Genomic DNA, 26196 nt, shown 5'->3' with positions numbered 1-26196 from the left:
CTCAGGCGGCTTTTTTTACCATCAATTCTCTTGTTTTTGCCACTTCCGTACTCGCCACATACTCATCAAAGCGCATCAACCGGTCGATAATACCGGCGGGTGTGAGCTCGATGACCCGGTTGACGAGCGTATTGACAAATTCATGGTCATGGGAGGTGAAAAGCACCACCTCGGGAAAATCGATCAGGCTGTTATTCAATGCCGTGATGGATTCGAGATCCAGGTGATTGGTGGGCTCGTCCAGGATCAGGACATTGGATCGGGCAAGCATCATGCGGGAAAGCATGCAGCGCACTTTTTCCCCGCCGGAAAGCACATCCGTGGTTTTGAGGGCTTCCTCCCCTGAAAAGAGCATACGTCCCAAAAACGTGCGGGCAAAGCTTTCTCCCTCTTTGGGCGGGGCAAACTGAAGCAGCCATTCAATCAGGTTCAGGTTTTGGTTGAAATACCCCTGGTGCTCTTTGGGAAAATAGGAATGGCTGATGGTGGTTCCCCACCGGTAACTGCCTGTATCCGGTTTCATTTCTCCTGCAATGATCTGGAAAAGGGTGGTTTTGGCCAGGCTGTTATTTCCCATGAAAGCGATTTTGTCGTTTTTATTGACGGTAAAACTGACATTATCAAGAATCTTTTCCCCGTCAATGGTCTTTGAAAGCCCTTCCACTTCAAGGATAATATTGCCGCAGGGCCGTTCCGGGGTAAACCGGATAAACGGATAATTTCTGGATGATACGGGCATGTCTTCAATGGTCAGTTTTTCCAGCAGTTTTTTTCTGGACGTGGCCTGTTTGGACTTGGAGGCATTGGAAGAAAATCTCTGGATAAAGGTCTTGAGTTCATTGGCCCGGTCCGTGATCTTTTTGTTGTCAGCCTGTTTTTGCTTCAGGTTCAACTGGCTGGCCTGGTACCAGAAATCATAATTGCCCGCATACACGGCAATTTTATTAAAATCAATATCGGCAATGTGGGTGCAGACCTGATTCATGAAATGCCGGTCATGGGATACCACAATGACGGTATTTTTAAACCGGTACAAAAAGTCTTCCAGCCAGGCGATGGAGTGAATGTCCAGATTGTTGGTGGGCTCATCGAGCAACAGCACATCCGGGTTTCCGAACAGGGCCTGGGCCAGGAGCACCCGGACTTTTTCACCGCCTTCCAGTTCTTTCATTTTTCTGGTGTGCAAAGGTTCTGCAATACCCAGATTTTTGAGCAGGACCGCTGCTTCAGACTCTGCATCATATCCGTTCATTTCCTCAAATTCAATTTCCAGCTCCCCGGATCTCAGACCGTCTTCATTTGAAAAATCAGGCTTTGCATACAAGGCTTCGCGTTCAGCCATGACTGCATACAGTTTTTTGTGCCCCATGATGACCGTATCCAGCACCCCGTGGGTGTCAAAGGCAAAGTGATCCTGTCGTAACACGGCAATTCTTTCTTTGGGGCCCACACTGATGTCGCCGGCATCCGGTTCAATCTCTCTGGCCAGAATTTTTAAAAAAGTGGATTTTCCCGCCCCGTTGGCCCCGATAAGCCCGTAACAGTTTCCGGGTTTGAACATGATGTTTACATCTTTGAACAGCACCTGTTTGCCATAAGCCAGGGCGATATTGTTTGCACAGATCATAATGTATATTCGCTTCCTTAGGTATTCAATAAAAAAAACCACAGGAAAAGTATCCTGTGGTTGAAAAAATGAACTGTATCATGTCGTTTTTTTAAATAAAATGCAAGACTTTTATCTGTTCAGGACATTGTGAATATTTTGGTTATCCGGACAAACCATTTTGTTGGCTTGATATCTGAAAAATGAGGTTGTTTAATACTGGGGCCTAAAATCGCGGTACCGGTCAGCAGGTGCGAAAAGCGACGGGTAGTAAAAGCTGTGGGACAGAAAATACCGATATATTGATCTTAAATCGGGAACAAAATTGACCAGAAAAGAAGAAAAAATCAGCAGAGAAAAAAAGAAGGACGTAAGGTCAGGAACTGACCTTCAGGCAGGGAGCAGAATCGGTCTGTTTTCGGATCATTCTCTTTGGATGATATTCCGGATGGCCTTTGGCACCTCAAACGCCTGTAACTTTTTTGCAATGTCCGGATCTTGTGTCTCCCGGTATTTCATGAACAGCATCGATATTTTGACGATAAAGGCGAACGCCCGATATAAAAGCAGGACAATGGTTGCAATCTGTACCAGGATATCTGCCCTTACCTTATTATACACAATGGGTTTTTCCAGGATATTCAGGGTTTCTTTGACGGTACTGTTGGATCGTTCAGAGGCGGACCTGCAGCGCTTGATCTCATTGTACAGCCGGGTTCCCCGGGGAATTTCATTCAACAGCCGGGGGTGTTGATGAATAAAGGAATGGGTTGTATAACCGCAGGTTTTTTTCAGATGATTACACGCTTTGATATCATAGGCTTTGTCAAGAATACGTATGCCCGGTGCCTTCAGTTTCAGGCACTGTTTCATGCAGCAGAACGTCAGTCGTTGACGGGCAGCATCAAAGCCATTGGTCCGGGTGGGCATGCCACATGGGGCATAAGGCCAGCCGTTGCGGTCATACCCTCGCTCCCTGAGTGCTTTGGCAGTCAGGTTTTCTCTTCTGGCATTGTAATCGATAATGGGAATGGATCCATTGTCCCTTAAAAAGGTATAATTTTCCGTGTTATCATACTTGGCATCTGCAATATCAATTTTTGGTCGGCAGTCATGGTGGGATCGGGTCTGCTGTCCCAGGGTGATGATTTTTTCCCCTTCTTTGCCGTTTCCCGCCATATTCACAACACCTACCGGCAGTTCCAGCTTCAGGTCCAGTTCAACCGAAGTGGAGAGGACCATGTTGTATCCAAATATTTTTTGTTTTCTGGCTGAATTTTTTGGGTCATTTCGGACCCCGATCCGGGCATCAGTGTCTGTGGGTATTTTGGGGCATCTGAGAATGATTCGGTCCAGGTCCGGTGCCAGCTCGGCAATGTTGGTCCGGATGGTATTCAGACACAGCCCCTGTTTGTCCAGCTGTTCCTTGACCCCGAAGAGCATGGCGGTATGGATCTGATTTTGAGACATAGCGTCGTCCATAACACTGATTTTCATGACCAGTGCTTCAATTCTGGGCCGCTTTACCTTTTCAGGAAGTGTGTCGCAGGGACAATCGATCTTGATCTTGAACGGTTTTTCAAGATCAACCTTGGCCAGGTTGTTCAACCGGTAAAACACCTGCTTTTTAACCCGGTCGATGACGTCATTGGCTTCAATTCGTTCACACTGTCCGGAAAAACAGGTGCAGCCTTTATACCTGGCCCGGGTGGGGAATAAGGTGCCGTCATGGGCAATGATGTCAAAGGTGATCATTTCAAGCTGGTGAAAAATATCCACCAGAATATGGAAAATTTCATTGTACAGTCCTTCTCCCAGCCGGAGCTTGAAGTGGGAAAACGTGCCCTTGGTGGGAATATGGTTCATATCAATGCCGGCGTAGGTCCGATACGCCCGGCCTTTGTCCTTGTCCCGAAGATCCTTGAGGAACCGGTCCATGTTCGGGTATTGATCGATGTACCGGAACAGCTCCAGCAGAAACAAAGAGACCGGATCATATGGTGGAGGACTTTTCATGGTGTAAAGGTGAGCGGTCAGGGACCGGACAAAGGAAAAATCGATCAACGAGATGATCATCCGCGAAAATCCGCCCTGAACATCCCCGTTGGGAAGGACTTTGACAAACCGTTTTTTGAACTGATAAGACGAGAGAAGGTTCAGGCAGGGAAAAGGAATACTGTTGGCTACCGAGATCCGGGCATTGATCCCGTTAAGCTTTCTGCTGATACTGCCGATATCAAACCGCCTGAGAGATGCCATCTCCGATCAACAGCTTTTTAAAATGTTTATGCAGCGGGTACACATACACATCCTTGATTTTGTCATGCTTCAGATGCTTGTGTCCTTTTTTGGACGTCCCCTTGGTCTCACCCACCAGAATCCAGTTGGAGGCTTGATAGCAGGTGCCCTTGAACCGGTCCTGTTCCACAAAGGTCTCCAGCAGATATAATGGAAAATGATACATCTTATGCCAGTCCTCGCTGATCCGCTTGATGTTCAGCGCCAGAACCCTGGAAGCCAGACACTTTACAGTGACCCAGGGAAGAATCAGGTACCGGGTATTATTTGCAATATAATGAAGGCGTTCGTTTTTAACCGGCTTTGGCCATCCGATGAATTGTTCTCTGGATTTGACAGCCCAGGCAGCCGATCCCCAGCCGATGCAGGCCAGGGGCACATCTCCTGCAAACGCCATGTATTTGAGATGATTGCCCACAATCTGGGAATATCCAAGGTAATGAAACTGATCCACCAGACTGTTGTAAAGAGGTTCATGCTCTGTATACCGGACCATCTCCACCCGGACAGGACCAAGCTCTTTAAGGGTGCAGTTGATGGGAGTCTGATCCACATGAATCATGACGGCAGGCTTGCTGACGTTATGGGAACCGCATTTTGCAGGTGGGTATTTGATCAACCCTTTTCGGTAAAGGGTCAAAAGCAGTTCCCGGCAGGCCATGTCCTTGAGCCGGCCGCTGGGCTGAACCCAGTTCCAGTGTTTGCAAAGTTCCCGGGATATATGGGTCCGACCCTTGTCCCAGTGCTCGTTAACCACCGCCTGGATAACAGGCAGATCTTCGGCGGTGATTTTGCGGTTTCTGATGATTAAAGGTTCCATGAAAAAGCTTATAGCAAAAAGGAAAAGGGGACGCCAGCAAAAAATGCACGAATTTGAAAAAATTTTTAGCTGGCTTTGTCAAAGAGTGAAGGCAATTGACGATGGCGGCGATGGAAAAAAAGCGGGTTGAAATGAAAACGAGGCGGGTTGAAACTGGTTGGTTTTATGCGGCTCCTGCAGTATTAAACAGCCTCAAAAATGATATGGAAATACAGTCCGGTTTTCAACAAACCAAAAAGGAGACAGCATGCTCAATTTTCAATTATCCGACACCCAGAAAGAGATACGCAGCAATGCCAGGCGGTTTGCCCTCAAAGAAGTGCTGCCAAAGGCCTGGCAGTATGATGAAAAAGACCAGACCCCCATGGATGTGCTTGAAAAAGCCTTTCATGTCGGGGTGATGAATTCGGACATCCCAAAAGCCTATGGCGGCAAGGGATATGGCCTTTTGGAAGGGGCGTTGATCACCGAGGAGATCTCCGCGGCCTGCCCTGGGATTGCCACCTCCATTTTTGACAATTCCCTGGGCATGGAGCCCATTATCCTGTCGGACAATGAAACGGCGAAACAGAAATATCTCACGGATATTGCCAAAAATTTCAAACTGATCTGTTTTGCTACTTCTGAGGCGTTCATGGGCTCTGATGTTTCCGGTATCCGGTGCCGGGCGAAAAAAGAAGGCGATGATTATATTCTGAACGGCACCAAGTTCTGGATCACCAATGGGGGCATTGCCGACTACATGACCATTTTTGCCACGGTGGATCCAGACAAAAAGCATGACGGGATCTGTGCGTTTGTCGTTGAAAAAGAATGGGAAGGGGTGGCCGTGGGAAAACCCATCCCGAAAATGGGGCAGCGCTGCTCCAACACGGCTGGATTGTCCTTTCACAATGTCCGGGTGCCGGCTGAAAATGTCATTGCAGAACCTGGAAAGGGATTTATGCTGGCCATGAAAACCTTTTCCCGGACCCGGCCCATGATCGGGGCCTTTGCCGTGGGCGCGGCCAGATCCGCCATGGAATTTGCCATCTCATATGTCAAAAAGCGCAAGGCCTTCGGCACCCCAATCGTCAATTTTCAATCCCTTCAGTTCAAGATTGCCGAGATGTTTCAGAAGATCGAGACCGCAAGGCTGCTTGTTCACAAGGGCGCCTGGGAAGCGGACAATCTGCCTGACCCCACCATCTCTGCATCCGTTGCAAAAATGTATGCCACAGAAGCAGCCTGGGAGGTGGTGGACGAAGCCCTCCAGATACTGGGCGGGTTTGGATATACCCAAATGTTTCCTGTGGAAAAACTGATGCGGGATATAAGGCTTTACCGGATTTACGAAGGCACCAGCGAAATCCAGCGAATGATCCTGGCAGGCCATGCATTGAACACCTATGAGCCGGTCATGCCGGATTTGTCTGAATTCCCCGTATCAAAAGATAAACCGCTTGAAAAAGATGCCGGGATCTGGCGCTGTTCCATGTGCGGGCATGTCCATTACGGAGAAGAACCGCCTGAGACCTGCCCGGTCTGCCTGTTTCCCAGGGGAGCGTTTAAATTGTACGGGCATGACAGCCATGAATAAAAAGTTGATTTCCTGTCAGGTCAATGACCTGTCCCAAGCACCTGACACAGCCTTGTTTGATTTTGCAAACAAAGAAACCGTCCGGCATGTCCATGATTTTCATCGCAGCCTGCCGGGTTACAGGCCCACCCCGCTGGTCCGGCTGCCGGGCCTGGCCGGTTATCTGGGAATAAACCAGCTGTGGATCAAAGATGAAAACCATCGCTTTGATTTAAAGGCGTTCAAAGTCCTGGGGGCCAGTTATGCCATGGCAAAATGCCTGGGTGACGTGATCGGATTAGATGATGATGAATTAACCTACCATAATATCATTGCCCGCAAATCCGCCTATGATCACATCACTTTTGTGACGGCCACGGACGGCAATCATGGAAGGGCCGTTGCCTGGGCTGCGAAACAGTTCGGCTGCAAAGCCGTGGTGTATCTGCCCAAAGGGTCTTCATTGATCAGATTGGAAGCCATCCGACATTATGGGGCCCAGGCATCGATCACGGGCATGAATTTTGATGACAGCGTAATGCATGCCAGCCGCAAAGCACAGGAAAACGGCTGGACACTGCTCCAGGACACCTCCTGGGAAGGGTACGAAACAGTTCCGCGCCATATCATGCAGGGCTATTCAACACTGATAACCGAATCCATCGGCCCGGGAAAAAAGCATCTTCCGACCCATGTCTTTGTACAGGCCGGTGTGGGATCGTTTGCCGCTGCCATGGTTGGAACCCTTGTCAGCCTGGCCGGCGGGGATGCACCGACATTTATTGTGGTGGAACCTGAAGGCGCCCCGTGTCTGTTTGAATCCATTAAAAATGGGGAACGGGTCAGGATCAAGGGTGATTTGGCCACTATCATGGCAGGACTGTCATGCGGGGAGCCCAGTCTGATGGGCTGGGAGATACTGAAATCAGGTGCCCATGCCTTTTTGATGTGCGCGGATGAAATCGCCCGGAAAGGGATGAAGGTGCTGGGCAATCCTTTGGCAACAGATCAACCTGTCATTTCCGGAGAATCCGGTGCTGTGACACTCGGCGCATTGTTTGAAATAATGACTGCCAGACAGAACATGAAAATAAGAAAGGATATCTGCCTGAACAGCGATTCCAGCGTATTGCTGTTTTCAACGGAGGGAGATACGGATCCGGATCTGTATCGTGACATTGTCTGGGGTTAGAAAAGGGGTGAAAATGTACAGAAAAGCGATTTCCCCGGGGTGTTATGATCGCAGTTTTTTGTCCAACCAGTCCGCCACAACCTGTTTGATCCGTGTCCGTCTGTCAGAGGGCGGCAGGGTTCGGCAGATGGCGTCGATGTAGCCTCGGTCTTTGACCTGCTGCAGGGCCGGTGTAAAATTGATGTCAAACACCCACCCGATCTGGAGCAGCTTGAAATCATTCAGGTTCTTTACATGGCGGGCATTTACGATGTCTTTATTTACCACACGGTCGTACACCTGATCTGAGATGTCGGAAGTATCGGCCAGGCCCAGTTCAACGGCCGGGTTGTCCTCCTGGTTCCGGTGCTGGTAATGGTCGATGAGCACCCGCCAGATATCCAGTTTGTCCGCATCCCGCAGCAGCCTTGCATAAAACAGGCATTCTTCGGTGTCATCATCCGGCAGTGCGGCCCGGTTGTGATAAGAGATCACCCGGCAGATCAGGTCTGCCTGATCTGCGGGCAGGCAGTCCAGCACCTGGTGTTGCTGCAGAATTTTTACCCCCAGCTCGGCATGGTTTTCTGATCTGTGGTCCACAAAGGTGCGGTACCGGGCATACTGTGCAAACCGGCCGATATCGTGAAACAGGGCCATGACGGCAGCCAGGTCCCGGGATTCGTTATCCAGGCCCAGTTGATCCGCCATCCACAGAATTTCCTGAACCACCCGGTCTGAATGATCTTTTTTCAGCCGGATGTTTGTCACCACATCCAAGGCGGTGTCTTTTCCGGCTGTGAACCCTGCCACATACCGGTCAAACCAGTTTCTGAACATATCTTTTTTTATTTTTGTTTCCATGATACACCGCATAGATAAGAACATGCTCATATGTAAATGTCAAACGTTCTATTTAACTTTATTATGGCATATGATTCAGGAAATAAACGATTCAGGAGAAATACCATGACACGCAAATCAGCAAGAGCACTGCTCACGATTTTAGCGGCTCTGCTTGCAGCTGTGCTGGCCCATTGGGGCTGCGACCGGTCAACGCGGGCGGAAGACAGTGATCTTCAGCTAACCCGCACGGTGGTGATGTCCGGACTCAGTGATCCCTGGGATCTGGCATTTGCCCCGGACGGGACCATGCTGTTTACGGAAAAATGCCGGGGGCTGTCTGTGCGCACTTTGGATGGGACGGTCCGGCGGTTGTTTGGAACTGCCGGTGCCGTCCTGCCTGCCCAGGATTTTTTCTGCCAGGGACAAAGCGGGATGCTGGGGGTGGCCCTGGATCCGGCGTTTGATGAAAACCGCCTGGTGTACGTGTACATGGCTTCAAATGCCGGCGGGACTAAGACCAACCGGGTGGTACGACTCAGGGTTGACAAAGATTACGCGGGTGTTTCCGACCGCAGGGACATTGTCACCGACATCTCATTCAAGCAGTCATTGAACCGGTGGGGCGGTGCCGGCGCCCACAGCGGCGGCCGCATCCGGTTCAGCCCGTTTGACGGCACTCTTTACGTCACCACGGGCGACAACCATGACGGGCCGTTGCCCCAAGACCTTTCCCGCCTGGGGGGCAAGATCCTGCGCATCGATGGTGACGGCAACCCGGCGTCCGGGAACCGGGCCCCGGCCGGCGGTGATCCGCGCATCTACACGTATGGCCACCGCAATGTGCAGGGCATTGACTTTCATCCTGCCACGGGCCGGGCCTTTGCCAGTGAACACGGCCCCGGCCATGACGATGAGGTAACCCCCCTGGCACCGGGCGGCAACGGCGGCTGGGATCCGGCGCCGGGAAAAGGGGTGTCCTGTCCGGCGGATTATTGCGGGTATATGTCCAATAATTCCGAGGGCACACCAACATCCATGACCGACCTGGACCGGTTCCCGGACGCACTCAAACCATCATGGAACAACCGGGGTGTTTCCGAGGGGATGAGCCCGTGCGTCTTTTTGAAAGGATCTCTTTGGAAGGGCTGGGAGAACCGGTTGGCAGTGGGATTTCTGCGCGGGAAACGTATTGAGCTATTGGAGATGGACGCGGAAGGCATGACGGTCGGAACCGCTGTGGTCGCCGGCCTGCCCACAGAGCGGATTCGATCTCTGGTCCTGGGGCCAAAGGGCGCACTGTATGTGGCCATTGACGCAGGGGAGATCTGGCGGCTGGAAAACGCTGCTCAATAAGCAGCGCAGGATCAAAATCCGGCCCATGGCAGACATAAGTTATCGTCCTTTGGAATTGAAAAACCGGTTCAAAGTGCGTATAAGTTCAATTTGGTTGTGTGATGCTGACTGGCTGGTGTGTCAGGCGGAATCAAATGGTTAATAAAATATCATAAGGAAACTTTAAATGGGTATTATATCCTGGATTATCATGGGATTGACCGGTGGATATTTGATGGATGATTAGCACGGAAACACTGGCTGTTGCCTGCGGCATCGGCAGTGCCGCCGCCTGGGGAGCCGGGGATTTCAGCGGCGGGATGGCGTCCCGCAAAGGCAATGTGCTGACGGTGGTGCTGGTTTCCCAGTTAATCGGGGGCCTGTTCCTGCTGGGGATGGCTGTTTTTTCCGGGGAAGCCATGCCCCCGGTCCGGCACCTGATGTATGGGGCATTTGCCGGGGTTTTCGGCAACATCGGGCTGATTGCGCTGTACCGGGGGTTGTCCACGGGGCGCATGGGCATTGTGGCGCCGTTGTCAGCCGTACTCACGGCTCTGGTGCCCATCGGATATACGGCAGTTTATGCCGGCCTGCCCTCCATGACCCGGTTTGCCGGGTTTGTGTGTTTCGGCATTGCCGTGTGGCTGTTGTCTTCGGCAGATACCGGGTTCCGCATGACCGGCCGGGAGCTGTTGCTGTCCTGTATCGCAGGTGTCGGTTTTGGCCTGTTTTTCATTTTTATCGATAAAGCCAATGACCTGGCTATTTTCTGGTCTTTGGTCTGGGCCCGGGTGGCATCGGTTGCCTTTTTATTCACCGTGGTGATGGTGGTGGGAAAAACAGGCACTCCCAAGGCGGGGCAGTGGCTTTTCATTGTCATGAGCGGGGTCCTGGATGCCCTGGGCAATCTTTTGTTTTCCACGGCCGCCCACCTGGGCCGCCTGGATGTGTCCGCCGTGCTGTCATCGCTTTATCCGGCTGCCACAGTCCTGCTGGCCTGGCTGTTTTTAAAGGAAAAACTGCGGCGCCGGCAGTGGATGGGGGTGGGAATTGCATTTATCGCGTTGGGACTGATTTCCATATGATGAATTCAACCACTTCTCATACGGATGTTTATGATGCAACCGCCAAAGGGACCCGGGTGGCGGAATGGCTGATAAACGCCGGTGTCGATCATGTGGGCATGAAAGAAGATGTCTCCCGCAAAGGGCCGGGCTATGTGCTGGCCAATGGCGGGATCAAGGTCCATCTGATTTCCTGCGACCATCTTGATACCGCCATTGATGAGATTATGGCAACCGACATTTGAATTCAGCAGTTTTTTCTGCCGCAACCGCCACCCATACCGCGACCGCCGCCCATGCCCTGGCCGCCGCCGCCTCCCATGCCGCGACCGCCGCCGGCAACGCCTCTGCCGCGACCACCACCGCCCATACCTCTGCCGCCGCCGCCCATGCCTCTCCCGCTGCCGGGCGTACCCTGGCCCTGGCCTGTGGCCGGCGCTCCGGATGTGCCTGAAGGCGCTTTTTTAAAAGCTTCCACTGCCTGGCGGACGTTGCCGGCATGGCCCGTATACACGGGGATATTCTGGGCGTTAAACACATCCATGGCTTTGGGACCGCAACTGCCGGTTAACACCGCCGCAGCACCTTTGTCAATCACAAACCCGGCCGCCTGAACGCCGGCCCCGCTGGTCTGGGAATTGTGATCATTGGGAAACCCTTGAGTTTCCATGGTATCGGTATCGATAATCAAAAAATAGTCGCACCGGCCGAACCGTTGATCGATCTGGGCATCAAGATCCTGACCCGAGGCACTGACTGCTATTTTCATTTTTCCTCCTGTAAACGCTGTTGTATGATTGACTCAAAATACGGTGTTACACCGCCATTTTTTCGGCAATTTTTTTAAATGCCGCTGTAATGGGAGATTGGGTGAATTGCTGCTGAAATGCCATCCCGTTGTCGCTGCATCTGACCATTTCCGGATCAAAGGCAATTTTGCCTAAGAAAGGGATGCCATAGTTCCGGGCTGTTTTTTCACCCCCGCCTTCGCCGAAAAGCTCCACAACCTTGTGGCAGTGGGGGCAGGTGAATCCGCTCATGTTTTCAATGATGCCGAAAATTTCCATCCGGACATTTTTACAGAAACTGATGGATTTCCGGATATCCGCCAACGCCACTTCCTGGGGCGTGGTCACGATCACGGCTTTGGCGTCCGGGATCAGCTGGGCCACGGTCAATGGTTCGTCCCCCGTACCCGGAGGACAGTCGATGATCAGGTAATCCAGATCCCCCCAGCTGACATCTCCGATGAATTGACGGATGGCGCCGTGTTTGACCGGACCCCGCCAGATCACAGCTTCATCCCTGTTGGGCATCAAAGATTCCATGGAAATGATTTTCAGGTGATCTGAATAGGCAATAGGGACCATTTTCTGGGTATCATCCGCTTTTAACATGCCGGATATTCCCAGCATGTGCGGGATATCCGGACCATGCAGATCCACATCCAGCAATCCCACCTGATGGCCCATACCGGCCAGGGCAATGGCCAGGTTGACAGACACGCTGGTTTTTCCCACCCCGCCTTTGCCGCTCATAATAATAAATTTTTGTTTGATTCGGGTCAAAGACTGTCTGGCTTGTTCATCCGGGTCCGGACCCGGCATCTGGCCGGCAATTTGACCCTTGTTTTTAATAGGTGTTGCCATGTCAAGGTTTCCTTTTGGTTGAGCGATATTTGATATGTCATGACCTTTTTAAAGTCGGTTCAGTTATTACTAAAGACTGAAAAGCAAGGTTCGTACCATGTGGTATAAAAAAGAAAATCACCTGAAACCCTTATGTTTCGGGGCACCCACGGATACGGGCACACGGGGGCCCGGCACAGACAGGTTGCAGTGCTGCGATATTTTTGTATAAAGTCGCATTATTGCCTCAAGGCGTGATTCCGAACTAAGAATTGACAATTCAGCCATGTTGTGTGCATATTACCGGATCAATATTAACGCTGAAAAAAGGAGTCAACAATGGCGGGTTTGAACAAAGTGATGCTCATCGGAAACCTGGGCCGGGACCCGGAAATCCGGTATTCCCAGCAGGGGTTGGCAGTGGTGAATTTTTCAATTGCCACCAGCGAACAATGGACGGATAAAAATACCGGAGAAAAACAGGAAAAAACCGAGTGGCACCGGGTGGTGGCATTTGGCAAACCAGCTGAAATTCTGGAGAAGTATCTGTCCAAAGGCAGCCAGGTGTACATTGAGGGCCGGCTTCAGACCCGGAATTATGAAAAAGACGGCCAGACTCATTACATCACGGAAGTGGTGACCAGCAATTTTCAGTTTCTGGGCGGCCGGTCCGACAATCAGGGCAATGATCAGTCTTCGGGCGGATATCAAAAAGAGCCGTCCCGTGGCGGATACCCGCAGCAGGGGGGGGCAGCACCCAGCCAGCAGAACTTTCAGGGATCAACCCGTCCGGGTGGGGGCCAGCCGCCGATGCAGGATGAGGACATTCCGTTTTAAGGCCGCTCAGTTTCTGGGGTTTTCCTTTCGCCACTGCCGGGGACTTTTATATTGGCTGCCCTGGACCCACATGCCGATCCGGCGTTTTCTGGCCTGATCCTGGGCTGCCAGATAAGGGGCGGCATCAAATGTTTTGGGCATACTTCCCTGATACACTTCTGCCAGGCCTGTTTTCACCATTTCCAGATTCATGTTGATGTCATTGATGAACACTTCCGCCAGAATCCGGTTATAACCGCCCAGACCATAGGTTTTCAACGTGACCGACCGGTCATGGATCCGGCGGTTCAGGTACTGGTGTGCCTTTCTGCTGAAAGGCTGGCCCGGTTTTCTGCTGCCTCCGGTTTCCGGTGCGTCAATGCCCACCATGCGTATTTTAAGGGTCAGATCCAGGCCTTTGACCAGCAAAGAATCGCCATCATACACCTTGACTACCTTGAACTGCCGCTCGGATGAGACCTGGTTCCGGGTTTCTGATTCAAGCACCTTTGCATGGTCGGCATTTCCCGGCGGGGAAACATTGGAAAAATGCCGGACCCCGTCTGAATCGATCCAGGTGAACACATCCCCTGCTACCGGCATGACAAGGCCCAACAGCGCCAGAAAAAGGATCAGATATTTAAGCAATCGACTCATGGGGATCTCATTGATCGGCAAAAATCAGTCCGGCCCAGTTTTTATCTGTTTTTTCCCAGACAGGGGTCAACCCGTATTTTGTAAAACAGGTCTTTAACGCGTCCGCTTCCCATGTCCGGATGCCTGAAAAAATGAGAAAACCGCCGGGGTTCAGACGCTTCCAAAAAAGCGGTGCCAGGGTTTCCAGAGTCGGGGTCCTCAGATTGGCGCACACGATTCCCAGCCCGGGACCGGTTTCCGGCATGGGATGTTTAAATACGGGTATTCTGCCAGAAAGATCGTTCAGGTCAATGTTTTTTTTGGCTTCACTCACGGCATTGGGGTCAATATCATAGGCCAGACATCCGGATACCCCGGCCAGGCACAGGGCAATGGCCAGGACCCCGGAACCCGTGCCGATATCCGCCCCTGAGGTCTGAAAAATGGAGGCATGGGGCCGGATGTGGAAAAACAAATGTTCCATGGCACACAGACACAGCCGGGTGGTGGGGTGATGGCCGGACCCGAAGGAGATGCCCGGTTCCAGGCGGATGACATGCAGATCCTGACGGCCTGACCCGTACGAAATGTCCGGCGGTGTCAGCACAAAATGGTCCGTTACTTGGACGGGTTTCTGAAAATTTCTAATGACACTGGTGGTGCCGAAAATTTCCTGATACGTGACATCCTGATGGTTGACCAGGGTTTTGAGAACGGTTTTGGCTTCTGACAAAGGGATGTGCATGGCAGCGGCGATGTCATGCACATAGGCCCGGGCCGTTAACCGGGTGTCGGCATGGTCCAGGATGGCCAGAACGGCCTTTCGGTCAAAGGGGGTCATGTCCTTCTATTTTGAGCAGGTTTTTGTACCAGCAGGCAAACTCGAACATCCCTCTGATTTTTTCCTCTTCATTGATGATGCCCAGACACATTTCCAGGGCTCCCTGGGCAAAGGAGTTGGTGTAGGTGTCCGGGTCGGCCTGGGACAGAAATTCCCGGATCAGCACCTGGGAGGTCCGCTTGGTCTTGTCTTTCCGGATATCGATGGGATCTTTGGGTTCCTGGAACGGGTCCCATTTGTCATACCCTTTTTTCAGGATCTGGCGCTGGCCCCGTTTGCCCATGGCATCGAAAATGGCTTTTTTCTTTTCTTCGATCTGTTCTCTGGTGAAATTATCCATTCTGGGGCACCCCTAAATAGTCTTCGTTGAAATCCGTGATCAGGGCCATGGAAACCGGTATCAGCATTTCATGCATTTTGATGTTCCGGGAATGGATGTCTTTAATGAGCTGTGCGGAAATCAGTTGAAGCTGGGTATAGATCTTGTCCATATTCAGCGTGGGATAAGCGTTTCCCTGGATAAAATTGGTCCGTCCGCAGATATGGCTTTTACCCGCTGTGGACGTGGGAATGCCGTAGATGCGGCAGGTAATGGGCCGAAATTCATACAACAGGCACAAATTGTCAGATCCCAGCAGGGGGCAGCGCACCCGTTCCTGGGACATGCGGCCCACAATTTCCAGCTGATCCGCGCCTTTTTGCACTTTTTTGTACGCATCCCGTTTGAGTTTGACCAGGGCCCGGTCGGTTTTGTCGGCAATTTCCAGCAGATCGTTTTTTTCTTTGCCGGAAAATTTTTCCAGAAATTTGGATTTCAGGTAAAGGGCTTCGATCAGGGGCATGTCAAAAATGGCGTAACAGCAGTCGCTGCATTTTTCCCGGCAGAACACTTCTTTGGGAAATTCCTGTTTCACCCGGTCAAATATCCCGTCCACCACCTGAACCAGGGCTTCATATTGTGTAAAATGTTTTTTCAGATCCAGTGTCATGGGTGTAATCCTTTATTTTCCGATACAGAAATTGTTAAAAATCGTATCCAGTATATCAATTGATGCAGTTTCACCGGTAATGCTGCCCAGCAGGTCAATGCTGTTTTTTAAATCAATGGCCAGGGTCTCTTCCGGCTGCCCGGTCAACAGACCCTGTTTTGCGGATTCAAGAAAAGACAGCGCTTTGGTTAACGCGGTTTTGTGCCGAAGGTTGGGAATCACGGCCGAACCGTCCATGGTCAGATCGCCGATGCAAAGCTGCATGATTTTGTCTTTGAGTGGTTGAATCCCCTGGTTGTGAAGCGCGGAAATATGAATCTTTGGAATCTGATCGCAGATTTCCGGCAGTTCAGGCAGTCCGGGTCCACCGGGTTTGGCCTGTCCGTTCGTGTCCCGGGTCAGATCGATTTTGTTGACCACCACAAGCATGCGTTTATCCAGGGGCACCATTTTTTTAAATTCCATTTCAGACAGGGCCGTTCCGGGTTCCACCATGAACAATACCAGATCCGCACCCCGGATATGATCTTTGGCCCGTTCAATGCCGATGATTTCCACCAGGTCATCCGTGTCATGAATGCCGGCCGTGTCTGTGACCACAAACGGGATTCCGTTCATGGTCATGGCTTCCTGGATGGGGTCCCGGGTGGTGCCGGGAAGGGCCGTGACAATGGATTTTTCTTTGGACAGCAGCCGGTTCATGAGACTGGATTTTCCCACATTGGGTTTGCCGCAGATGGCCAGACAAATCCCTTCTTTCAGAAAACAGGCCTCTTCATGCTGACGGATGAATTCCCGGCACCGGTCCATGACGGAATCGATGTCAGCCGTGCTTTGGGATGGGTCATTTTCCCGGGGCACATCATCCGGAAAATCAATGCTCACTTCCACCTGGGACAGCACCTGGATCAACTGGTTTCGCATTTCCTGGATCTGGTGTTTCAGCGCCCCTGTATTCTGGGCCGCAGCAAATTTTAAAGCGGCTGTGGACCGGGCGTTGATGATGTCTGCCACGGCTTCGGCCTGGGTCAGGTCAATGCGCTGATTTAAAAACGCACGCCGGGTGAACTCGCCGGGATCCGCCAGGCGGGCCCCGCCGGACAGCAGGCATTCCAGAATCTGTTTAAGAACCACGGTGCCGGAATGGGCCTGGATTTCCACCACATCTTCAGCCGTATAGGATTTCGGCCCGCGCATGGGAATGAGCAACACCTCATCAATGACTTCCCCGCTGTCCAGAAAATATCCGTGATAGACCTGATGGGTTTTCAGATTTCCGGTAAAAGGAGGACCCGTCCGGGTTCTGGAAAAAAACTGGGCCGCAATGGCCACGGCATCGGGACCGGACATCCGGATAACCCCGATACCACCGCTGCCAAAAGGCGTTGCGATTGCGGCAATGGTGTCATTCATGGATGCCTATCTTTTGAATCTTTTTTTGCCGGCGAATGAATTCTTTTTTTTGGGAAAAATTACCAGCCGCCGGTAATATCCGTCTCCCATGCTCTGGGTGCGGACACGGTTGTCATCTTTGAGCGCCAGATGAACGATTCTGCGGTCCTGGGCACTCATCTGGTTGATGGTGGCGGGTTTACCGGTTTTTTTGGCTTTTTCCGCCATTTTTATGGCCAGATGCCGCAGGTTGGATTTCCGGGTTTCAATATACCCTTCCACATCCACTTTGACCCGGACCCGGGCCTCGCTTTTCCGGTTGATGATCTTGTCGGTGAGAAACTGCATGGCATCCAGGGTCTGGCCTTTTCTGCCGATCAGAATACCGGCGTTGCCCCCGGTTATTTTCAACGTGAGATGATCCCGGTGGGTGTGGGCTTCCACGGTGGCATCGTCCGTGATCAGATCCGCCATTTTTTGCAGGGTTTCCACGCCCAGATCAATGGATTCCTGGGTGACATCCACCACAGGCGGCGGTTCCGGCGATGCGGTTTCCTTTTCAGGTGCCAATTCCGGTGCTGGAGAAGCGGGTTCAGGTGCCTGAGAAACGGGTACCGAAGCCGGAGCCGCCGGTTCTTCTGAAGCGGGTGCCGGATGATCGGTTGAACGCTCGGGTTTTGGTTCAACCGGTCGGGGTTGCGCCTGTTTTTTCGGAAGGGGTGCCGGTTTATTCCGGGCCGGCGGCGGTGTCCGTTTTACCGGAGAATCACTGCCGGCAGCACTTGATTGTTCCCTGGAAGGCGGGGGGCTGACCCGGGTTTCCTGCCCAAAGGCTTCATCCACCATGGAGCGGATACCTTCCAGTTCTTTTTCAGATGAGTCCGCTTTGTTCTGGGGGAGAACCACTTTGATCACGGCATCTTTTCGCCCCACAATTCCGAATATGCCGGATGCACCCGTGGAAATGACATCATATTTAAGCTCTTTTTTGGAAATGGAAAGGGTGTCGCAGGCGGTTTTGACGGCGGTATCGACGTCTTTTCCGCTGAATTCCTGAGTTTTTTTCATGAATGACCTCCTGCTATTTGGAAAATTTCTTTTGGGTGTAATACTGTTGACCCATGGAGATGATGTTGTTCACCAGCATGTACAGGACCAGTCCGGATGGAAAATTGATAAACAGTACGGTCATGAAAACAGGCATGAGCATCATCATTTTTGCCTGCATGGGATCGCCTGCCGTGGGTGTCATTTTCTGCTGGAGCAGAAAGGAAGCTCCCATGATCAATGTCAGGACGGGAATACCATAAGGCGCTTCCATCAGCGGAATGGCAAAATCAAAATGAAACAGCCGGTCCGGCCCGGACAGGTCCTGAATCCATCCCACAAACGGGGCGTGACGCAGTTCAATGGCCTGGTAAAGCATCCGGTACAACGCAAAGAAAATCGGCATCTGAACCAGCAGGGGCAGGCATCCCGAGGCGGGATTGACTTTGTATGTCTTATACAGCGCCATGACTTCCTGGTTCATCCGCTGTTTGTCATTTTTGTATTTTTCCCGGATTTTCATCATCAGGGGCTGGACTTTTTTCATCTCATTCATGGATTTGTAGCTTTTGGTGCCCAACGGCCAGAAAATGAGCTTGATCAGCACGGTCAACAGGATGATGGCCACCCCGTAGTTTGGGATGATGTCATGAATAAAATTCATGGTGATGAGCAGCGGTTTGGCAAGAATATCGAAAAATCCGAAATTAATCGCTTTTTTCAGTGTGTTGTCATATTGACTCAGCACTTTGTAGCTTTTAGGCCCTAAATAATAGGTGAACGGAAATTCCCCCTGCTGGCCCGGATCAATCCGGTCCATCTGCCAGGCCAGCCGGCTCTGGGCCAGATCATTGTCATAAAACAGCTTGAGGTGACTGTCCCCTTCGGCCCGGGGCAGGACCGCGGTCAGAAAATACCGGTCCGTATATCCGGTCCAGTGGATATCACCGTTGAATGTGTCCTGTTCTTCGATTTTCTTGGGTTTGATGGTCAGATATTCATCGTTGATATAGGCCACCGGGCCTTCAAAAGCGAACCGGGACCGTTTTTTGGTGTCGTCGTCAAAAATGCCCGGGGTGGTGATCTCCAGAAGATCGGTCACGGGCATGTCCGACCCGTTCTGAATCACGACGTCACAGTCGATCAGATAGGAATCCGCTTGAAATGTGTAGATTTTTTGAACACGGATGCCCCTGGGACTGGTCCATGAAAATGTCAGGGTCTGGCTTCCATGGGTCAGGTTCAGGGCCGACATATCCGTGTCAGCGGTGAAAACCGCATTTTCAAGCCCTTCGATGATGCCGCTCCGGGTGCCGGTGATCAGAGTTCCGTGGGGCAGCCGGGGATCCACCATCTGTTTCTGGTCGGAAGAGGATCCATTACTGGCTTTATAATGTTTAAGCAGCTGACTGGTGACTGCGGCCAGATGTTCGGATATGACCATGTCATACAAAGGGGTGGACACGGTGATGTTTCTGAAATCCATCGGCTCAGTCCGGTCGGAAAAAGCCGAAGATTTCCGTTCCACGGGGGTATAGTCGGTCACGGTGGAACGGGAGTCATCGGATGACGGGTCCGTTGACGGGACGGATTCCCGGGATTCCCGGGTCGTCTGGGGAAGATTGGTGTCAGGCGGGGTGACAAAAAAGAACTGATAGCCCACAAGGACCACCACAGACAGTAACACCGCTAACAACAATCGTTTTTGTTCATCCATTTTCTCTCCTCAGTTTGAAATTATTTTTCAAACAAATGTCTACAAGGAAGAGGAAGCAGTCGGGCGCATGGATCAATTATGGAACCGGATCAAATCCCCCTGCATGAAATGGATGACAACGCAATATCCGTTTTACCGCCAGCCAGCCGCCCTTGCGGGAGCCGTATTTCTGAACCGCCTCAACCGCATAGGCCGAACAGGTCGGATAAAATCGGCAGTTTGGTCCTGTCAGCGGTGATATAAAAAATTGATAAAATTTAATCAATATTAACAATAGCTGTTTGATCATTTATTTTGCCAGTGCTATTTTTGTAAAAAGTTTATCAAGGTTCTCAATTATCTGCCTGTTGGATAGCGAAGTCAGACCCTTTCTTGCAATGATATTTATGTCCCTGGTTCCCGGGATCGAATGTTTCCTGTGTCTGAAATATTCTCTGATAAGTCGTTTGATCCTGTTGCGCGCTACTGCATTCCCCACTTTTTTTGATACGGTAATGCCGATTCGGTTGTGCTGATTCGACCGGTCACAGACAATGGCTAAAAAATAATCCGAGTATATCGGTTTCCCTTGTTTCGAAAGCGTCACATATTCGGCCCGTTTTCTGAGCCGAAACTCTTTGGGTAACGAAAAATCCTTCAATCCGTCACGTTTTTACAATGCCAGTCTTTTTCTGCCTTTGGCCCGTCTGGCCCGGATCACCCGTTTGCCGCCCGGGGTGGACATTCTTTTGAGAAATCCATGCTTTCTGGTTCTTTTCCGGTTACTTGGCTGAAATGTACGTTTCATAAAATTTACATCCTTAACTGAATTTGATTATCACCTGGGGTTTTTCAACTAATCATCATAAACACAATATAATATTTTTTTTAGGTCTAAAAGTCAACTATGGAATCATTATTTCACCAGAGATTCAAAAATATGATATTCCTCCAGGTGATAGTGGGGTTCCGGATAAATGGCAATGGGTTTGGAGAACTGGGTTTCCAGGGCAGCGATCAAATGTTTTTCCCGGCCGTGGAGCAGCTGGGCAATGTCCGGATGGACCTTGACCGTGAACCGGTTGCCCATGATATCCCCGGCTTCGGACACCAGATCCCGGTAAATTTTGTGGCAGATCGATTTTTTTGACAGCAGATGCCCCGTGCCGTTGCAGTAGAAACAGGGCTCGCACAGGGTCCGGGTCAGGTTGCGCCGGGTTCTTTTGCGGGTCATCTGAACCAGTCCCAGTTCGGTCAAAGGCAGGATATTGGTCTGGCTTTTGTCTTTTTTCATGGCCTCGTTGAGCAGGGTCATCACTTTTTCTTTATGGGACTCTTTTTTCATGTCAATAAAATCAATGATGATGATCCCGCCGATGTTGCGCAGCCGGGTCTGATAGGCAATCTCTTTGACCGCTTCCAGATTGGTTTTTAAAATGGTTTCATCAAAGTTGTGTTTGCCGACATACCGTCCCGTGTTGACATCAATGGCCACCAGGGCTTCGGTCTGCTCGATGACAATATATCCGCCGGATTTGAGCCACACCTTTTTTTTTAAGGCCCGGGCCACGTCCCCTTCGATGTTGTAGGCTTCAAAAATCGGTTCCCGGCCCTGGTAAAGCACCACGCTCAGGTTCACATCCGGCAGCAGCTTTCTGAGAAACTGATGGACCCGTTCATACTCCACAGGAGAGTCAATGATCAGCTTGTCCGCCTCGTTGGCCAGAAGATCCCGAACCGCCCTGAACGTAACGGTCAGGTCTTTGTAAACCAGGGAAGGGGCCGAGGTGATTTGGTTTTTGTTCTGAATTTCCTCCCAGGTTTTGGTGAGAAATTCCATTTCCTTTTTGATGGTATCTGCGGTCACACCCAGCGACTGGGTTCGTAAGATATAGCCGAAACTGTTTTCCCGGATGGAGAGCAGAAGCTCCCGCAACCGGGTTCTTTCCGCCTCGGTTTCAATGCGTTTGGAAATACCGATATGATCCACCGTGGGCATGAGTACCATATACCGGCCGGCCAGAGAGATATGGGTCGTGACCCGGGGGCCTTTGGAACCGATGGCGGACTTGGACACCTGAACCAGGATTTCCTGGCCTTCGAAAAGCAGATCTTCGATGATATTGTCGGAACTGGGGGCGGGTTTCCAGGTCTGCTTGTCCATGGACAGCCCGTCTTCATCCTCTGTGTCCGTGTCCGTCTCCAGATCCTGGTCCTGCTCGAATTTGGTGAACATTTTGTGGCTTTCCGTGTCCAGCACATCATCCACATAAATAAAGGCGGCCTGTTCAAAGCCGATATCCACAAACGCGGCCTGCATACCGGGCAACACCCGCTGCACCCGGCCTTTATAGATATTTCCGGCAATGCTGGTCTCATCTTCTCTTTCAATAAACACTTCCACAATGGTGCCGTTTTCCAGCAGCGCCACCCGGGTTTCATGGGGGGCACAGTTTACGACCAGTTCTTTAAGCATGCATTATCCTTGTCTGAGTTTTTTGATCCGTGTGCCACCGATGGCCGGGTCTGACAAACCAAGGCATTGTTTCAAAACAGCGGTCGGCCGCAAATGTCTCCCGTCAAAGGGCCGCAGGGTCATTTCAAGGATATCAGATCCCTGCCAGGCGATGTCTGCCACGGCCTGCCGCAAATCGGTTTTTCGGATTTTGCCTTTTTTGGTGAGATCTTCAACCATGAATGTGTCTTGTGCCAGAAATTCGTCCACAGCGCTTTTTTCCAGGGCTTTGGCCGGCAGTTGTACCTGGTAGACACAGATACCGGGCGGATCCGGCTGTTTTTTGCCGGCAAGGTGACAGTCGATGACCGTGAGACCGGCCGGCAGCTGCTGGTTCAATTTTTTTTGAATGGCCATGGCAGACAGGGTCCGGTCCAGAAAAATGGTAAAAAATTCTTCTTCACTTTCCATGCCCACGGGCAGTGCATTGTCAAACGCCAGTCGCATGGCCGGGTTGAATCCCTTGGAATATTTAACGGTCAGCCCGGCTCTTTTTACGGCCCGCTGAACAATGGTCGCCAGTTCCAGGTGCCCGAAAAACCGGGCTTGTTCCAGTTTTGAAAACCGGATCCGGTACCGGACAAACGCGCTGTCCGGCAAAGCGGACGGGGCTGCTGTCTCTATGTTGGAAACGGACGGGCTGTCTGGGGTTTGATGGAGGATCGGCCGGATCTGCTTGAAATCACACACCCCGCATCCCGTGCAGTCGTGATCCCGGCAGTCCGGTGTGGTGGCCTGGTTGACCGCGTTTTTCCATTCTTTTTCCAGGAACCGTTTTGATATGCCTGTATCAATGTGATCCCAGGGCAAAGGTTCTGTCAGTGTCCGGGGCCGGGAGGTGTAAAAATCCGGATCGATCCCGGTCTGATCAAAGGCTTTCTGCCATTTGTCAAAATCAAAATAATCGTTCCACCCGTCCAGGCGGCATCCGTTTTCAAACGCGGCCGTCAGCAGGCCGGACAACTGCCGGTCTCCCCGGGAAAACACCCCTTCCACCAGGCTCATTAAAGGATCCTGCCATTTGAGATTGGTTTTGGGGTGGGACATGTTTTTTTTCAGATATCCCAGCCGTTCCCGGGTGGCTTCCAGCGTGAGCTGGGGGTGCCGCTGGAACGGGGTGTGGGGTTTGGGAATAAAAGGGGTGACATTGACATTGATCGCCTGTTTCCCCTTGGCACAGGTGGCGGCCAGGTGCCGGGACAGATCACAGATACCCTGGATGTCGGCGGGTTCTTCAAAAGGCAGGCCCATCATGAAATACAGCTTGATATGTTTCCATCCCAGTTCAAATGCGTTTTTTACTGTTTCGGTGATGTTTTCTTCGGTGAGATTTTTGTTGATAATATCTCTGAGCCGCTGGGTACCGGCTTCCGGGGCAATGGTGAATCCGGTTTTGCGCACGGTTTTGATCAGATTCATCAGTTCCGGGGTGAGTCGTTCCGCCCGGATGGAGGGCAAAGAGATGGCATTGCACTGGTTGTGGCTGATGGCCATCAGCCGGGCCATGAGTTCAGCCAGAGAGGAATAATCCCCTGTACTCAAAGACAACAGCGAGATATCGGAATATCCCGTGGCGGCCAAAGACGCGTGGGTGATTTCAACCAGATCATTTAAAGACCGCTCCCGGACCGGGCGGTAAATCATACCGGCCTGACAGAACCGGCACCCCCGGGTACAGCCCCGGGCAATCTCCAGGCGCAGCCGGTCATGCACGGGTTTGCCAAACGGAACAATGGGCGCGGCGGGAAAATTATCCATGGTCAGTTCCGGCAGAAACGCCCGTTTGACAACAGTGTAATCGTCATAAACCGCGGAAACCGCCTGGCAGCCGTTTTCATCAAAAAAGGCATTGAAAAACTGCGGCACATACACCCCGGAAACGGCAGACAGTTCTTTGAGCAGGGTGGTTTTTTTGCCGTCTCCCTGTTTTTTGAACCGGATCACGGTCCTGGAGATTTCCAGGACTGCCTCTTCCCCGTCTCCGATCACAAACGCATCGAAAAAATCAGCCAGGGGTTCCGGATTAAACGCACAGGGCCCGCCGCCGATGATCAGCGGAAACGCGTCCTCTCTTTCTTGGGCCGCAAACGGGATTTCGGATAAAGAAAACAGGGTCAGGATGTTGGTGAAATTGAGCTCGTACAGCAGGCTGACACCGATGATATCGAATTCAGTCAACGGGGTTCGGGATTCCATGGACAGGCAGGGAATATTTTTCTGACGCATCAGGGCTTCCATGTCCGGTGCCGGGGCAAAGAACCGTTCTGCGGCAATGTCGGGTTCCCGGTTTAAAATGGAGTACAGAATCTGAAGTCCGAAATGGGAGGTGCCGATTTCATACAGATCCGGAAACACCAGGGCAAACGTCAGATCCACCTGACGATGGTCTTTTTTGATCGAGTTGATCTCATTGCCGGCATATCGGGTCGGTGTCTGGACTAAGCCAAGGATGTCTTGATAATTTTGTTTATGCATGATACTGGAATTAAAACCAATCGGCTTTCTTTGTTTAAGATAAATTATTCAAATTTTTTAATATATTATTTTTTCCAGGATAAGGCAATGAAAAGAATAAAAATCAACCGGTTGACAGAATATGACACCTCTCCGGGGCAGGTACTGATCAAAGGATGGGTGAGAACCCGCCGGGATGCCAAGGGGTTTTCCTTTATGGAAATCAATGACGGGTCCTGTCTTGAAAATATTCAGGTGGTGGCGGACAGTCAATTGAGCAATTATACCGATATTCAGGGGATCACCACGGGATCGGCCGTGGCCGTGACAGGGGAGCTGGTGCCGTCTCCGGGCAAGGGGCAGAAATGGGAAATCCAGGCGGCCGGGGTTGAGATCATCAGCCTGGCGCCGGAAACCTATCCATTGCAGAAAAAGCGGCACACAGATGAATTTTTGCGCACCATTGCCCATCTGCGGCCCAGAACCAACAAATACGGGGCGGCGTTTCGGATCCGGTCTGAAATGGTCCAGGCAATTCACCGGTTTTACCGGGAAAAAGGGTTTTATTGCCTGACCTCGCCCGTGATCACGGGATCGGACTGTGAAGGGGCCGGTGAGATGTTCCGGGTCACCAGCCTGGATCCGGCACAGGTGGCAAAACAGGGGAAACTGGATTTTTCAAAGGACTTTTTCGGCCAGGAATCCAATCTGACCGTGTCCGGACAGTTGTCTGCGGAAATGTTTGCTCAGGCCCTGGGGGATGTGTATACGTTCGGGCCCACGTTCCGGGCGGAAAATTCCAATACCAGCCGGCATGTGGCCGAGTTCTGGATGCTGGAACCGGAAATGGCGTTCTGCGACCTGTCCGGCAACATGGATCATGGGGAGGAACTGGTGAAATATCTGGTGACCCATGCCCTGGATGCCTGCGATCAGGATCTGGGCCTGTTTTTTAAATTTGTGGACAAGGGCCTGCCCAAACAGCTGGAAATCCTTACCAGCAAGACCTTTGAGCGCATGTCCTACACCGAGGCCATCAGGATTCTTGAAAAATCGAGTAAAAAATTTGAATATCCCGTTAAATTCGGTATTGATCTTCAGTCCGAGCATGAGCGGTTTCTGGCGGAAGAATATGTGAAAAAACCGGTATTTCTGTACGACTATCCCAAAACCATCAAGCCGTTTTATATGCGGATCAACGATGACAACACCACGGTGGCGGCCGTGGATCTGCTGGTCCCGGGCATCGGGGAGCTCATCGGCGGCAGCCAGAGAGAAGAACGCCTGGATGTCCTGGAATCCCGCATGGAAGAGATGGGGATGGACAAGGAACCCTATTGGTGGTACCTGGATTCCAGACGGTATGGATCCGTGCCCCACGCCGGGTTCGGCTTAGGGTTCGAGCGGTTTCTGATGATGATCACAGGCATTAAAAATATCCGGGATGTGGTACCTTTCCCCAGAACCCCGGGCAGCATTGACTTTTAGAT

Annotated in this window: 26 protein-coding genes; 8 read left to right on the top strand and 18 right to left on the bottom strand. The window is 51.5% G+C overall.

Annotated elements, in window-relative coordinates; translation table 11 throughout:
* Position 1 precedes the first annotated feature (1 nt).
* The 3 genes from DPO_RS21910 to DPO_RS21900 form a co-directional block, all read right to left on the bottom strand.
* Positions 2-1627, bottom strand: a complete 1626-nt coding sequence (locus DPO_RS21910) for an ABC-F family ATP-binding cassette domain-containing protein (RefSeq protein ID WP_006968570.1) — start codon at positions 1625-1627, stop codon at positions 2-4.
* 402 nt (positions 1628-2029) lie between these two features.
* Entirely contained in the window at positions 2030-3865 is a 1836-nt protein-coding gene (locus DPO_RS21905) for a hypothetical protein (protein WP_006968569.1), read from the bottom strand.
* Positions 3843-4724: a Druantia anti-phage system protein DruA gene (locus DPO_RS21900; protein WP_006968568.1), complete on the bottom strand. Its 882-nt coding sequence runs from the start codon at positions 4722-4724 to the stop codon at positions 3843-3845. Before DPO_RS21900 ends, DPO_RS21905 begins: the two co-directional genes overlap by 23 nt.
* Between DPO_RS21900 and DPO_RS26520 the strand changes: the two genes are divergently transcribed.
* The 3 genes from DPO_RS26520 (at position 4723) to DPO_RS21890 (ending at position 7474) form a co-directional block, all read left to right on the top strand.
* Entirely contained in the window at positions 4723-4854 is a 132-nt protein-coding gene (locus tag DPO_RS26520) for a hypothetical protein (protein WP_268870652.1), read from the top strand. The genes DPO_RS21900 and DPO_RS26520 overlap by 2 nt on opposite strands.
* 117 nt (positions 4855-4971) lie before the next feature.
* The gene (locus DPO_RS21895; RefSeq protein ID WP_006968567.1) at positions 4972-6303 is read left to right on the top strand and encodes an acyl-CoA dehydrogenase family protein; all 1332 of its coding nucleotides are present in this window, start codon (positions 4972-4974) and stop codon (positions 6301-6303) included.
* On the top strand, positions 6296-7474 hold the full coding sequence (locus DPO_RS21890; RefSeq protein ID WP_006968566.1) for a diaminopropionate ammonia-lyase: 1179 nt from the start codon (positions 6296-6298) through the stop codon (positions 7472-7474). Before DPO_RS21895 ends, DPO_RS21890 begins: the two co-directional genes overlap by 8 nt.
* 42 nt (positions 7475-7516) lie before the next feature.
* Here DPO_RS21890 and DPO_RS21885 read toward each other — a convergent pair whose 3' ends face one another.
* The gene (locus DPO_RS21885) at positions 7517-8314 is read right to left on the bottom strand and encodes an HD domain-containing protein (protein ID WP_040012234.1); all 798 of its coding nucleotides are present in this window, start codon (positions 8312-8314) and stop codon (positions 7517-7519) included.
* Positions 8315-8419: 105 nt separating this feature from the next.
* On the opposite strand from DPO_RS21885, the gene DPO_RS21880 reads away from it, so the two are divergent.
* The 3 genes from DPO_RS21880 to DPO_RS21870 all read left to right on the top strand — a co-directional run bounded on the left by DPO_RS21880 (position 8420) and on the right by DPO_RS21870 (position 10937).
* Complete coding sequence (locus DPO_RS21880; protein ID WP_006968564.1) at positions 8420-9649, top strand: PQQ-dependent sugar dehydrogenase; 1230 nt, start codon at positions 8420-8422, stop codon at positions 9647-9649.
* A 218-nt stretch (positions 9650-9867) separates the two neighbouring features.
* Complete coding sequence (locus tag DPO_RS21875) at positions 9868-10713, top strand: EamA family transporter (protein ID WP_006968563.1); 846 nt, start codon at positions 9868-9870, stop codon at positions 10711-10713.
* The gene (locus DPO_RS21870) at positions 10710-10937 is read left to right on the top strand and encodes a hypothetical protein (RefSeq protein ID WP_006968562.1); all 228 of its coding nucleotides are present in this window, start codon (positions 10710-10712) and stop codon (positions 10935-10937) included. Before DPO_RS21875 ends, DPO_RS21870 begins: the two co-directional genes overlap by 4 nt.
* A 2-nt stretch (positions 10938-10939) precedes the next feature.
* Here the strand turns inward: DPO_RS21870 and DPO_RS21865 are convergent, their stop codons facing one another.
* Positions 10940-11461, bottom strand: coding sequence for a NifB/NifX family molybdenum-iron cluster-binding protein (locus DPO_RS21865; protein ID WP_006968561.1), 522 nt, complete (start codon positions 11459-11461; stop codon positions 10940-10942).
* 46 nt (positions 11462-11507) lie between these two features.
* Positions 11508-12341, bottom strand: a complete 834-nt coding sequence (locus DPO_RS21860) for an Mrp/NBP35 family ATP-binding protein (RefSeq protein ID WP_006968560.1) — start codon at positions 12339-12341, stop codon at positions 11508-11510.
* A 318-nt stretch (positions 12342-12659) separates the two neighbouring features.
* Here DPO_RS21860 and DPO_RS21855 point away from each other — a divergent pair, with 318 nt between their 5' ends.
* On the top strand, positions 12660-13157 hold the full coding sequence (locus DPO_RS21855; protein ID WP_006968559.1) for a single-stranded DNA-binding protein: 498 nt from the start codon (positions 12660-12662) through the stop codon (positions 13155-13157).
* Between the two features lie 6 nt (positions 13158-13163).
* Here DPO_RS21855 and DPO_RS21850 read toward each other — a convergent pair whose 3' ends face one another.
* The 12 genes from DPO_RS21850 to DPO_RS21800 all read right to left on the bottom strand — a co-directional run bounded on the left by DPO_RS21850 (position 13164) and on the right by DPO_RS21800 (position 24727).
* Positions 13164-13793, bottom strand: coding sequence for a thermonuclease family protein (locus tag DPO_RS21850; RefSeq protein WP_006968558.1), 630 nt, complete (start codon positions 13791-13793; stop codon positions 13164-13166).
* A gap of 7 nt (positions 13794-13800) precedes the next feature.
* Positions 13801-14613 (bottom strand): 50S ribosomal protein L11 methyltransferase, encoded by an 813-nt coding sequence (locus DPO_RS21845; protein WP_006968557.1) that lies wholly within the window; start codon positions 14611-14613, stop codon positions 13801-13803.
* Positions 14600-14953, bottom strand: coding sequence for a hypothetical protein (locus DPO_RS21840; protein WP_006968556.1), 354 nt, complete (start codon positions 14951-14953; stop codon positions 14600-14602). Before DPO_RS21840 ends, DPO_RS21845 begins: the two co-directional genes overlap by 14 nt.
* On the bottom strand, positions 14946-15602 hold the full coding sequence (locus DPO_RS21835) for a YkgJ family cysteine cluster protein (RefSeq protein ID WP_006968555.1): 657 nt from the start codon (positions 15600-15602) through the stop codon (positions 14946-14948). The genes DPO_RS21840 and DPO_RS21835 overlap by 8 nt, the downstream gene beginning before the upstream one ends.
* Before the next feature lie 12 nt (positions 15603-15614).
* Positions 15615-17015, bottom strand: a complete 1401-nt coding sequence (gene mnmE, locus DPO_RS21830) for a tRNA uridine-5-carboxymethylaminomethyl(34) synthesis GTPase MnmE (protein ID WP_006968554.1) — start codon at positions 17013-17015, stop codon at positions 15615-15617.
* A gap of 6 nt (positions 17016-17021) precedes the next feature.
* The gene (gene jag, locus DPO_RS21825; RefSeq protein WP_006968553.1) at positions 17022-18062 is read right to left on the bottom strand and encodes an RNA-binding cell elongation regulator Jag/EloR; all 1041 of its coding nucleotides are present in this window, start codon (positions 18060-18062) and stop codon (positions 17022-17024) included.
* Between the two features lie 13 nt (positions 18063-18075).
* Positions 18076-19758, bottom strand: coding sequence for a membrane protein insertase YidC (gene yidC, locus DPO_RS21820; protein WP_006968552.1), 1683 nt, complete (start codon positions 19756-19758; stop codon positions 18076-18078).
* Positions 19759-19834: 76 nt separating this feature from the next.
* Positions 19835-20047, bottom strand: a complete 213-nt coding sequence (gene yidD, locus DPO_RS24870) for a membrane protein insertion efficiency factor YidD (RefSeq protein WP_006968551.1) — start codon at positions 20045-20047, stop codon at positions 19835-19837.
* Positions 20048-20398 carry a ribonuclease P protein component gene (gene rnpA / locus DPO_RS21815; RefSeq protein ID WP_006968550.1) on the bottom strand — a complete coding sequence of 117 codons (351 nt, stop codon included), beginning with the start codon at positions 20396-20398 and terminating at the stop codon, positions 20048-20050.
* 12 nt (positions 20399-20410) lie between these two features.
* Positions 20411-20545, bottom strand: coding sequence for a 50S ribosomal protein L34 (gene rpmH / locus DPO_RS21810; protein WP_006968549.1), 135 nt, complete (start codon positions 20543-20545; stop codon positions 20411-20413).
* Positions 20546-20653: 108 nt separating this feature from the next.
* The gene (locus DPO_RS21805) at positions 20654-22213 is read right to left on the bottom strand and encodes an Rne/Rng family ribonuclease (RefSeq protein WP_006968548.1); all 1560 of its coding nucleotides are present in this window, start codon (positions 22211-22213) and stop codon (positions 20654-20656) included.
* 3 nt (positions 22214-22216) lie between these two features.
* Complete coding sequence (locus DPO_RS21800; protein ID WP_006968547.1) at positions 22217-24727, bottom strand: TIGR03960 family B12-binding radical SAM protein; 2511 nt, start codon at positions 24725-24727, stop codon at positions 22217-22219.
* Positions 24728-24814: 87 nt separating this feature from the next.
* Here DPO_RS21800 and asnS point away from each other — a divergent pair, with 87 nt between their 5' ends.
* On the top strand, positions 24815-26194 hold the full coding sequence (gene asnS / locus DPO_RS21795) for an asparagine--tRNA ligase (RefSeq protein ID WP_006968546.1): 1380 nt from the start codon (positions 24815-24817) through the stop codon (positions 26192-26194).
* Positions 26195-26196 lie beyond the last annotated feature (2 nt).

This window comes from Desulfotignum phosphitoxidans DSM 13687, from assembly GCF_000350545.1.
GTDB classification, from domain to species: Bacteria; Desulfobacterota; Desulfobacteria; order Desulfobacterales; family Desulfobacteraceae; genus Desulfotignum; species Desulfotignum phosphitoxidans.
This window is presented reverse-complemented; position numbering and strand designations above follow the sequence as displayed.